The 12,368-nt window shown below is 71.8% G+C and carries 2 protein-coding genes and 1 pseudogene; all 3 read left to right on the plus strand.

From position 1 onward, the window contains the following. Positions 1–19 precede the first annotated feature (19 nt). Positions 20–1,234, plus strand: coding sequence for an MFS transporter (locus RPX00_RS31960; protein ID WP_406630941.1), 1,215 nt, complete (start codon positions 20–22; stop codon positions 1,232–1,234). Positions 1,235–2,274: 1,040 nt separating this feature from the next. Then, positions 2,275–3,507, plus strand: coding sequence for a serine hydrolase domain-containing protein (locus RPX00_RS31965; RefSeq protein ID WP_406630942.1), 1,233 nt, complete (start codon positions 2,275–2,277; stop codon positions 3,505–3,507). Positions 3,508–3,579: 72 nt separating this feature from the next. Continuing rightward, a pseudogene (locus tag RPX00_RS31970) lies at positions 3,580–12,357 on the plus strand (amino acid adenylation domain-containing protein); the annotation flags it as partial. Positions 12,358–12,368 lie beyond the last annotated feature (11 nt).

Raw genomic sequence — 12,368 nt, forward strand, 5'->3', positions numbered from 1 at the left:
CTCCGGCACTGTCCCCGTTATGATGAAACGCGACTCCAAGCTCCCGGCCGCGTATTGGCGGCTGTGGTGGGCTTCGGCGGTGGACAACGTCGGCGACGGGGTCTTCTCGGCGGCCGTTCCGCTGCTCACTGTCACGCTCACGCGCGATCCGGTGCTGGTCTCGGTCGTCTCCGCGGCGACCTATCTGCCCTGGCTCCTGCTCTCGTTGCCGGCGGGCGCCGTGGTGGACCGGTGCGAGCGGGTCGGGTTGCTGTGGCGGTCGCAGGTCGTTCAGGCGGCGATCGTCGGGGCGGTCGCGGTGCTGATCTGGCTCGGGCGGATCGACATCGCGGGGCTCGCGGTCATGGGGTTCGGGCTCAGCGCGTGCGAGGTCGTGTTCTCCAGTGCGTCGCTCGCGGTCTTGCCGGATCTTGTCTCCGAAGCGCAGTTGCATCGGGCGAACGGCAGTCAGTATGCGATCGCCAACGCCGGGCAGTTGTTCATCGGGCCGCCGATCGGCAGTGTGCTGTTCGCGGTGGCGGCGGCGGTGCCGTTCGGGGTGGACGCGGCCTCGTTCGCGGTGTCCGCCGTATTGCTGGCGACTTTGCCGCGTCGTCCGTTGCCGCGGACCGTGCAGCCGCCGATCCGGGTCGCGGTGGCGGAGGGGGTGCGCTGGCTCGGGCGGCATCGGCTGTTGCGGACGCTGGCCGCGCTGCTGGCGGTGAACACGTTTTGCTATCAGCTCGGGAACGTCACGGTCGTGCTGCTCGCGACGCAGACCCTGCACGTCGGCGGGCGCGGGTGCGGGGTGCTGCTTGCCGGGGCGGCGGCCGGGAGCGTGCTCGGCGGGATGGTCAACGCGCGGATCGTGGCGAGAATCGGCGCGGTTCCGGCGTTGGCGAGTGCGTTGATCGCCAATGTCGTGATCTTCGGCTTGATCGGGCTCAGTCCGAATGCGGTCGTTCTCGGGGTGCTGCTGGGGATTAACGGATTCGCCACGACAGTCTGGAGCGTGGTCACGGTCAGCTTGCGACAGCTTGTGGTGCCGGCGGATTTGCGCGGGCGGGTGCACAGCGTTTACCGGATGCTGGGCTGGGGATTGATGCCGCTGGGATCGCTGGCGGGCGGACTCGTCGCGGACGGATTCGGTATCCGGGCCGCGTATCCGGTCGCCGGTGCGGTGCGGGGGATCGCGCTGGCGGTCGCATTGCCGGTGCTGCTTTCCGCGATGCGCGCGGACAGGGACGTCGAGTGACGCGTGTCGGTTCCGAATGTCCGCAGTGGACGTATTCGGTCCGGCCGCGACAAGGCCGTCAATTCGCGGGCAACCGGACGGACAGTCTCCTTTAACGGCAGGTTCGGCTGACGGACGCCGAATTGACCTGTTATTGGCAGTTTGCCGACAGTGGGCATTTCCGGAGTTCGGGGCGAGAAGCCCGTTCCGCTGTTCGGCTATTGGTCGCGGAGGGCCTGCAACGTTTCGGCGGGCGGGTGCGACTGTGCGTTCGGAGGTGCCTGTGACGGAATCGACGGAGGAAGCCCGGGCGGGACCGCGATGCGGCGACGGCCGGTTACCCGGCGGTAAGAAACCGGATCGGGGCGGGAACGCCGGGCGGTTTCGCCGCCGGGCATTCGCACGGCGATCCGGGAGGAACGAATTCCGCTTCCGGATCCGGCGGAATCTTCCGGTGATCGGGTGAGGTTTAACGGGACGACTCGCGGGATTCCGCGAGATCGACTTGTCGCGCCAGCAGTCCGGGGACGTTTTCGCCCGATCCGGAAGGTGATCCTTTAACGGAATGCGGGGCGCGGCCGCGAAGTTGCTGCGTTCGGGCCAATGCCGACCTCCGTTGGCGCCACTTCTTCAGTCGTGCGCGCGGATCCGGCGGGCTCGGGAAAGGGCGGTTTACGCTGGTCGGCGCAGCGGTAATCGGTGCGGTGCGCGGGCGGGCGGTCCGCCGAATGCGCAAGATCCGGTTCGGTTATCCGCGAGTCGCCCCGAGGTGTGAGCCGGTTGTTCATATTTTAGAATGGTCGCGGCAATGTGTGACGCTGGGTGCGATCGGGTATATGCCGGAGTCCTTCGTTTGGCGGTTGCTGGAGCGCAAGCGATCTAGGCAGGGTATGGATTCCGGCGCGGGCCTGGACTCGATGGCGTCCGCGCTCTGCTGGGGCCAGCGCCGTGCGGGCGGGGGCAATTCCCCGCGCGGTTCCGACGAGTATTCGAAAGGCATGGTCATGCACTCCCGGAAAGAAAGACCAGAAGCCCCGAGACGGCGCCCGGTCCCTGGCGTCGTGGGCGCGGACCGGCTGGCCGAAGCGCTTTCGCGGCTGGCCGTCCGGCATCGGGTGCCGGGGGCGCAGGTCGCGGTCTGGTCCGGCGGCGAAACGGCAATGGTCCAGACCGGTTGGGCGGGCCGCGGCCGGGCGATGCGCGCGGACACGCGGGTGCCGATCGGCTCGGTCACCAAGGTCGCGACCGCGACGCTGGCGATGATGCTCGTCGCCGACGGCGATCTCGAGCTGGACCAGCCGGCCGGCGAGATCCTGGGCGACGCCCGGATTCCCGGCGCGCTGACCCTGCGGCGGCTGCTGAGCCACACCAGCGGGCTGCCGTCGGATCCGGCCGACGCGGCGGGCTCTTGCCGGAAAGAGGTGCGGTCCGCGGAGTTCGTGTGCGAGCCGGGGACCGCGTTTTCCTATTCCAATCTCGGGTACGCGCTGGCCGGCTCGCTGATCGAGGAGGTCACCGGGATGGGCTGGCGCGAGGCGGTCGAGTCGATCCTGTTGCGGCCCTTGGAGATCGAGCCGGTCTACGTGGACAGTCCTGGCGTCGCGACCGGGCATGCCCGCGACGGCGAGCGCCCGCTCGAACAGCTGCTGCCGCCGATGCTGGACCCGGCGGGCGCGCTCGCGCTGAGCGCCCGCGACCTCGTCGCGCTGGGGCGGGTCCACCTCGGCAAACCGGGGCTGCTCGACGTCGTGACCGCGAGCGATCTGCACCGGCCGGTGCCGAGTGCGGAACCGTTCGGCCTCGCCGACGGCTGGGGGCTCGGGCTGGCCTGTTTCGGCGACGAGGATTCCCGCTGGCTCGGGCACGACGGCACGGCCGACGGCGCCTCCTGCCACCTGCGGATCGACCAGTCCGGCGCGTGCGTGCTCGCGCTGACCGCCAACGGGGCCGGGGGCACCGACCTCTGGCACGACCTGGTCGGCGAGCTGCCGGAATTCGACCTGCCACGCCAGCGCTCGCTCACTGCGGATTCCGTCGCGGTTCCCATGCCGGACGGCGATTTCGGCAGTTACCGCAACGGCTCCCTCGAGTACACGGTCCGGCCGGACGGCGCCGGCGGCGCGTGTCTCGACGTGGACGGCGACGTCTTCCCCGAGCTGGTCCGGTACGCCGGCGGCGCCTTCACCGTCCGAGATCCGGCGACCGGCCGCGCCACGCCCTGCGGCCGGTTCCGCGGCGAGCCCGGCGCGGCGGTCGCGGTCGAGATCGGCGGACGGCTCGCGCGGCGGTGCTGAGCCGCCGCCTGTGACAACCCCTCGTTCCCGCTCGGCGGGATCCCTTGGTGTGCCCGGAAGGTGGCGAAAACGATGACCGCCCAAGACATTCCGGCCGGAACGGACGCCGCGCCGCGACCCGCCGGCCTGCCGGAGCTGTTCGCCGCGCAGGTGCGCTCGGCCCCGGACGCGCTGGCCGTGGACGGCGCGAAGACCCTGACGTACGCCGAACTGGCCGGGGAGGCGGGCCGGCTCGCCGCGTACCTCGGGCGGCTGGGGCTGCGCGCGGAGGACCGGGTCGGGATACTGGCGGAACGGTCGGCCGGGCTGGTGGTCGCGGAGCTGGCGGTCGTCGCCGCCGGGGGCGCGTACGTGCCGCTCGACCGGCGCGCGCCGGACAGCCGGTTGCGGACGCTGCTGGTCGAGGCCGGGGTTTCGGTGCTGCTGACCGACGATCCGGCGCGTGCCACGGAGATCCACAGTGGACAGATCGTCGCGCTCGGACAGCCGCTGCCGTCGGCGGAATTCCCCTCGGCGGCAGTGCATCCGGACAACCTGGCGTACCTGATGCACACGTCGGGTTCGACCGGGACGCCCAAGGGGGTCGCGGTCCGGCACGGGGACGTGGCGGCGCTCGCGGCGGACCGGAGGTTCGCCGGGGACGCGCATCGGCGCGTGCTGCTGCACTCGCCGGCCGCCTTCGACGCTTCCACCTACGAAATGTGGGTGCCGCTGCTCACCGGCGGCACGGTCGTGGTCGCGCCGCCGGGCGACCTCGACGTGGAGAGCCTGCGCGAGGTCCTTTCGCGGTTTGACGTGGGCGCGATCTGGCTGACGGCGGGCCTGTTCCGGGTCGTCGCGCAGGAGGCGCCGGACTGCTTCCAGGGCGTGCGAGAGGTCTGGACCGGTGGCGACGTCGTCCCGGCCGGGGCGGTGCGGCGGGTGCTGCGCGCCTGCCCCGGCGTCACCGTGGTCGACGGCTACGGCCCGACCGAGACCACCACCTTCGCGACGGCCCACGCGGTCCAGTCGGCGGACGTCACGGCGGTGCCGATCGGCCGCCCGCTGGACGACGTGCGCGCGTATGTCCTGGACGACGACCTGAACCCGGCCGCGTCCGGCGAGCTGTACCTGGCCGGAGCCGGGCTGGCGCGCGGCTATTGGGCGCGTCCCGGTGCGACGGCGGAGCGGTTCATCGCCGATCCCGCCGTGCCCGGCGAGCGGATGTACCGCACCGGCGACCTCGTCCGCTGGAACGACCAGGGCGAGCTGGACTTCCTCGGCCGCGCCGACGACCAGGTCAAGATCCGCGGTTTCCGGGTGGAACTCGGCGAGATCGAGGCCGTGCTGGCTGCCGATAACACGGTCGCGGAAGCCGTGGTCGTCGCGCGGGAGGACGGCGTTCGCGGCAAACGGCTGGTGGCCTACGTCGTGCTGGCGCCCGGCGCGCCGCAGAAGGACTTGAAAGCCGTTGCGGCGGCGGTATTGCCGAGCTACCTGGTTCCGTCCACAGTGGTCGTGCTGGACGAGCTTCCCTTGAGCGCCAACGGAAAGGTCGACCGGAACGCGCTGCCCGCGCCCTCGGCCGGACCGGCGGACCGCAGCGAGCCGAGAACGGACACCGAACGCGCCGTCGCCGAAATCCTGGCCGAAGTGCTGGGCCTGGACCGGATCGGGACGGACGACGATTTCTTCGCGCTGGGCGGCGATTCGATCCTGGCGGTGCAGGCGTTGTCCCGATTGCGCCGGACGTTCGGCGCGGACCTCTCGGCGCGGGCGCTGTTCGACGCGCCCAGCGTGGCGGATCTCGCGCAGCTCCTCGAGAACCGTCCGCGGACCGAGCAGGCGATCCCGGTCGCGCCGGCCCGGGAGGTGCTGCCGCTTTCCCCGGCCCAGCGGCGATTGTGGTTCCTCGACGAGCTGACCGGCGGAAGCACCGAATACAACACCGGCGTCGGGATCCGCCTGTCCGGCCCGCTGGATCTCTCTGCTCTGCGCACTGCGCTGGCCGCGCTCTGCGCCCGGCACGAATCGCTGCGCACGACGTTCGGAGAAGGGACGCAGCGGATCGCGCCGACCGGAGAGATCCCGCTGCGCATCGCGGAGCAGGCCCCGGACGACGACGTGCTGAAGGCCGAGCTGAGCGAACCGTTCGACCTGCGGACCGGACCGCTGACCCGGGCCGTGCTGTTCCCGCTCGCGCCGGACGAGCACCTGCTTCTCCTGTGCCAGCACCACATCGTCACTGACGGCCGGTCGATCGCCGTGCTCACCGACGAGCTTTTCGCCTTGTACTCCGGCGCGACGCTGCCCCCGCTGCCGCTCGGTTATCAGGACTACACCCAGTGGCGCCTGGCGTCCGAACGGCTGGACCAGCTCGCGTACTGGCGCGAAGCGCTCGACGGGCTCGAACCGCTCGCCCTGCCGACCGACCGTCCCCGGCCGCCGCAGCGCACCACCGAAGGCGCGGTGCACCGGCACGACCTGCCTGCCGACCTGGTGCACCGCGTCGCGGAAGCGGGCCGCGCACAGGGCGCCACGTTGTTCATGACCCTGACCGCGGCCGTGCAGGTCGTCCTGGCCGCTTACAGCGGGCAGCGGGACGTCGCGGTCGGCACGGCGGTGTCCGGACGCGATCGGGCCGAACTGGAGCCGCTGACCGGATTCTTCGTCAACACCCTCGTGCTTCGGTCCACTGTGGATGGTGCGCGGCCGTTCGACCGTTTCCTGGCGGAGTTCCGCGAAACCGCGCTGGCCGCGTTCGCGCACGGGGACGTCCCGTTCGATCGCGTGGTGGAGGAGGTCCAGCCCGAACGCGACCCGTCGCGGACGCCGTTGGTGCAGGCGGTGGTCGTCCTGCAGCGTCCGTTGGTGGCGGAGCGCACGGTCGCCGGGCTGGCGGTGAGCGAGTACGCGCTGCCCCGGCCGTCGGCGCGGTTCGACCTCGTGGTGGAGTTCTGGCCGCGTCCGGACGGTCTGCGCATCACCGTCGAGTACGCCACCGCGCTCTTCGACGCCGCCACCGTCGAAGGCCTCGCGCGGAGCTTGGAAGTCTTGCTCACCGGGATCGCCGCCGATCCGGCGCGGCCGCTGGGCGACCTTCCCCTGCGCTCCGCAGAGGACTGCCCGATCTCGGACACTCCTGCCGAAACGGTGCCGGACCTCTTCGACCGGTGCGCCGACCGTCGCCGGGACCGCACCGCGGTGGTGTGCGGCGACGTCCGGCTGAGCTACGGCGAGCTGCAGGACCGGGCGAACCGGCTCGCGCGACACCTCCGCCGCAGGGGTGTCCAGCCGGAAGAGCGGGTCGGCGTGCTGATGGACCGCTCGGCCGATCTCGTCGTGGCCGTGCTGGCGATCCTCAAGGCAGGCGCGGCGTACCTGCCGCTCGACCTGCGCGCCCCGGCCGACCGGCTCCGGCGGGTCCTCGACGGCGTGTCACTGGTGCTGACCGACGACACCTGGCACGACACCGCCGCCACCGTCCACCAGGGACTGTCACTGGTCGTGACGGACGTCGACGAGCCCTCCAGCGCACCGGAAACGACGCTGAGCCCAGAAAACCTGGCGTACGTCGAGTACACGTCCGGGTCCACAGGGGTTCCGAAGGGCGTGGCGGTGCGGCACGCGGACGTCACCGCGCTCGCAACCGACCCGCGCTTCGCGCGCCACGACCGCGTGCTGCTGCATTCCCCGCTGGCCTTCGACGCGTCCACCTACGAACTGTGGGTGCCGCTGCTCAACGGCGGCACCGTCGTGGTCGCGCCGCCCGGAGACCTGGACGCTGACGTGCTCCACGGGCTGATCGCGGAGCACCAGATCACCGCGCTGTGGCTGACCGCCGGGCTCTTCCGGCTCTTCGCCGAGGAGACGCCGGAGTGCTTCGCCGGGCTGCGCGAGGTCTGGACCGGCGGCGACGTCGTGCCGCCCGCCGCCGTCCGCCGGGTCCTCGACCAGGGGATCGCCGTCGTGGACGGTTACGGCCCGACCGAGACCACCACCTTCGCCACCTCGTTCCGGATGACCGCCGACGCACCCGACGTCGTCCCGATCGGCACCCCGCTGCGGGACGTCCGGGTGTACGTGGTCGACGACCGGTTCCGCCTGCTGCCGCGCGGCGCGGCCGGCGAGATCTGCATCGCCGGGGCCGGGCTCGCGCGCGGGTACTTCGGCCAGCCCGGCCTGACCGCGGACCGGTTCGCCGCCTGCCCGTTCAGCGCCGGCGGGCGGATGTACCGGACCGGCGACCGGGGCCGGTGGCGCACCGACGGGACGCTCGAATTCCTCGGCCGGGTGGACGATCAGGTCAAGATCCGCGGGTTCCGGGTCGAACCGGCCGAGATCGAACGCGCGCTGGCCGCCGAACCCGAGGTGGCGCGGGCGTTCGTGACGATTCGGGCGGCCGACGGGCGCAAACAGCTGGTCGGCTACGTGGTCCCGGCCGAAGACTCCACTGTGGACACCGAAGCGCTCCGCCGCGCGGTCGGCCGCACGATGCCGGACTACATGGTGCCGTCGGTGCTCGTCGAGCTGGCCGAGCTGCCGCTCACCGTCAACGGCAAGGTCGACCGGCGCGCCCTGCCGGAACCGCGGGCGGCCAGCGAGCGGACGGTCGCGCCGCGCACCGAACGGGAGGCCGTCCTCGCCGGGATCTGGGCCGATGTGCTCGGTCTCGAACGCGTCGGCGTGGAGGACAACTTCTTCGCCCTCGGCGGCGATTCGATCCTGAGCATCCAGGTCAGCGCGCAGGCCCGGCGCGCGGGGCTCAGCGTGACCACCGCCGATCTGTTCCGCCACCAGACCATCGCCGCGCTCGCGCCGACGGTCGGCGAGGCTGAGGCGGTCCCGGCCCGCGGCCCGGAAATTGGCGACGTCGTCCTGACCCCGATCCAGCACTGGTTCTTCGGCCTGGGCGCGGACCGGTTCGACCAGACCATCGCCGTCCGGCTCCCCGACGACGTGCGGCTGAGCGCCCTGGTCCCCGCACTGGCCGCGCTCTCCGAGCGGCACGACGCGCTGCGGATGCGGTTCGTGCACGACCGCGACGCTTGGCATCAGTACAACACCGCCGTCAGCGAGGGCCATTCGCTGCTGAACTGGTCGCTGACCGGCGAGCCGCGCATCCTGCACCTGTCCGCGCCTCACCTGGTGGTCGACGGCGTGTCGTGGCGGCTGCTGCTCGAAGACCTCGACCGCGCCTACCAGCAGGCCGTGCGCGGGAAGCCGATCGACCTGGGCCCGAGGACGACGTCGTTCCGCGAGTGGGCCGCCCGGCTGGCCGAGCACGCGCAGACCGGCGGTTTCGACGACGAACTCGCGCACTGGTGGGAGCTGCCCGCCCCGACGCCGCTGCCGGTCGACGGGAAGGGAGAAAACACCTTCGGCCGAGCCCGCGTCGTCACGGCTCGGCTCACCGCGGACGAGACGCGCGCGCTGCTGCGTGAGGTGCCGCAGGCGTACCGGACGCAGGTCAACGACGTGCTGCTGACCGCGCTCGGCCGGGTGCTGGGGGACTGGACCGGCGAGCTGCCGGTGATCGATCTCGAAGGCCACGGCCGCGAGGAGCTGTTCGACGGCGTCGATCTGTCGCGGACGGTCGGTTGGTTCACCAGCATGTTCCCGGTCGCGCTGGACGTCCCGGACGGGTGGGGCCACGCGCTGAAAGCGGTCAAGGAGCGGCTGCGCGCGGTCCCGCGACGGGGGATCGGTTACGGCGCGCTGCGGTATCTCGCTGGCACCGCACCGGTGATCGAGCCGCAGGTGAGCTTCAACTATCTGGGCCAGTTCGACCTGCCCGGCGGCTTTGCCCTGCACCGTGAACTCGCGCTGGACGTCGCGCCCGATACGGTCCGGCCGCATCTGCTGGAGGTCGTCGGCCGGGTCGAGGGCGGCGAGCTGGAGCTGGCCTGGCATTACGCCGAGGGCGTGCACGAGAAGTCCACTGTGGACCGGCTGGCCGCTGCCATGGCGGAAGCGCTGCGCGAGATCGTCCGGCACTGCGCGGAGCCGGGCGCGGGCGGACGGACGCCGTCGGACTTCCCGCTGGCCGGGCTCGATCAGTCCACTGTGGACACAATAGTCCAAGGGCAAACCGTCGAGGACATCTATCCGCTGACGCCCATGCAAGCGGGGATGGTGTTCCACGACCTCGCCCAGCCCGGCGACCGCGTCTACTTCGAGCAGGTTTCGTTCACGGTGGACGATGTGCCCGATCCCCGGCGGCTCGGCGAGGCCTGGCAGCGGATCGTCGAGCGGACCCCGATTCTGCGCAGCCGGATCGTGTGGGACGGCGTGCCCCGGCCCCTGCAGATCGTCCAGCGCACGGCCGGGCTTCCGGTGTCCTATCTGGACTGGTCCGCTGTGGACGCGGAGAAAGCGTTGGAGCAGCTGCTCCAAGAGGACCTGGCCGAGGGATTCGACCTCGACCAGGCACCGCTGGCCCGGCTTGCCATCGCCCGGGAATCCGCCACCCGGGTGCGGGTGCTCTGGACGTTCCATCACGTCCTGCTCGACGGCTGGAGCGTCTTCGGCATCCTGTCCGACGTCGTCGCGCTGCTGCGCGGGGAAGAACCGCCCGTCCGGCCGCCGTTCGGCGCTTACGCGGCCTGGCTCGCGGCGCAGGACGACGAGCGGGCCGAGGCGCACTGGCGGGTCGAACTCGCCGGGGTGACGCCGACGCCGCTGCCGCTCGAGCGTCCCGCAGCCCGTACGCACACGGCGAGTTCGACCGGCCGGATCCCGGTGGAGCTGGACGACGAGACGTCGGCCGCCGTGTACGCCTTCGCGCGGCGGCACCGGTTGACGGTCAACACCGTCGTCCAGGGCGCGTGGGCCGCGCTGTTGTCGCGCTACAGCGGCGAAACCGAGGTGTGCTTCGGCGCGACAGTGTCCGGCCGCCCGGCGGAACTGCCCGGCGCGGACGACATTCACGGCATCTTCATCAACACCCTGCCGGTGCGCGTCCGGCTCGACGGTGCCCGAGGAGTCGCGGACTGGCTGCGCGATCTCCAAGTGGCGCAAGCGGAATCGCGCCGGTTTGGGCACGTCGGCCTCACCACGTTGCAGGCGTGGAGCGGCAGCGACGGGAGCCTTTTCGACAGCATTGTCGTGTTCGAGAACTATCCGATCGACGAGGTGTCCGAGCTGCGGGACGTCCGCGCGGCCGAGCGGACCAGCTACCCGCTGGGCGTCGTCGCCTACCCGGGACGCCGGCTGTCGATGGTCCTCACGTACGACCCGGCGCGGATCGGTGATCCGGCCCGGCTCGCAGCGCACCTTGAAGCGCTGGTCCGGGGCATGGTCGCCGCCCCGCACGAGCCGGTGTCCCGGGTGCCGATGCTGTCCGACGCGGAGACCAAGGAGCTGCTCGCCGAGCGGAACGAGACCGCCCGTCCGGTGCCGTCCGCCGCCGTGCCGGAGCTGTTCGAGGCCCAGGCCCGCCGCACCCCGGACGCCGTCGCCCTGGTGACCGACCACGAGCAGATCACCTACGGCGAACTCGAGGCACGCGCGAACCGGCTGGCCCATCGGCTGATCGAGGCGGGGGTGCGGGCGGAGGACCGGGTCGCCGTCCTGATGGACCGTTCGCCCGAACTCGTCGTCGCGGAACTCGCGATCGTCAAGGCCGGCGGCGCGTACCTGCCGCTCGACCTGCGCGCTCCAGCCGACCGGCTGCGGCTGCTCCTCAGCGAGGCCGACGCGAGCGTGCTGGTCGCCGACGAAGCGTGGCGCAAGACCGCCGAGGAAGTCCACTCCGGCACCATCCTCAGCGGAGAGAGCAGTGCCCCGGACACGCCGCCGGGCATCCACGTCGATCCCGAACAGCTCGCGTACGTCATCTACACGTCCGGTTCGACCGGCCGGCCGAAGGGCGTCGCGGCGCGGCATTGCGACGTCGTGGCGCTCACCGCCGACCAGCGGTTCGCCCGGCACGACCGGATTCTGCTGCACTCGCAACAGGCCTTCGACGCCGCGACCTACGAGCTGTGGGTGCCGCTGCTCAACGGCGGCACCGTCGTGCTGGCCCCGCCGGGCGACGTGGACGTCGAGACGCTCGGCCGCTCGCTCACCACGCACGGCGTGACCGGCGCGTTCCTGACGACCGGGCTGTTCCGGCTGGTCGCGCAGGAGTCGCCGGAGGTCTTCGCGGGCGTGCGGGAAGTCTGGACCGGCGGCGACGCCGTCCCCGCCGCGGCGCTGCGCCGGGTCCAGGCGGCCTGCCCGGACACGCTGGTCGCGGACGTGTACGGCCCTACCGAAACCACCACCTTCGCGACCGTGCACCCGCTGCCCGGCGAGGTGCCGGACGTCGTCCCGATCGGCGGACCGCTCGACCACACCCGGGTTTACGTCCTCGACGGCGACCTCCGGCTCGTCCCGCCCGGCGCGCCCGGCGAACTGCACATTGCCGGTGCCGGACTGGCCCGCGGCTATCTGAGTCGGCCCGGGCTGACCGCCGAGCGGTTCGTCGCGGACCCGTTCGGACCGCCGGGGGAGCGGATGTACCGCACCGGCGACCTGGTGCGCTGGAACGAGGACGGCGCGCTCGAATTCGTCGGCCGGGCCGACGAGCAGGTCAAGATCCGCGGCTTCCGGGTCGAGCCGAGCGAGATCGAAGCCGCGCTCGGCGAGCACCCCGGCGTCGAGCAGGCGGCTGTGCTGGCGCGGTCGGACGGCGGTGTGAAGCGGCTGGTCGCGTACGTGGTCGGCGAGACCCGCGACCTGGCGGAATTCCTCGGCCGGACGCTGCCGGACTACATGGTGCCCGCCGCGTTCGTCCGGCTGGAGAAGTTCCCGGTGAACGTCAACGGGAAGCTCGACCGGCAGGCGCTGCCGACGCCGGACTTCGGCGCGCGGGATCACGTTCCGCCGCGCACCGAACG

This window comes from Amycolatopsis sp. WGS_07, from assembly GCF_045278895.1.
GTDB lineage: Bacteria > Actinomycetota > Actinomycetes > Mycobacteriales > Pseudonocardiaceae > Amycolatopsis.

Excerpts from the sequence above, each read along its gene's own strand:
- RPX00_RS31960 (WP_406630941.1), top strand. The coding sequence starts at position 20 with ATGATGAAACGCGACTCCAAGCTCCCGGCCGCGTATTGGCGGCTGTGG.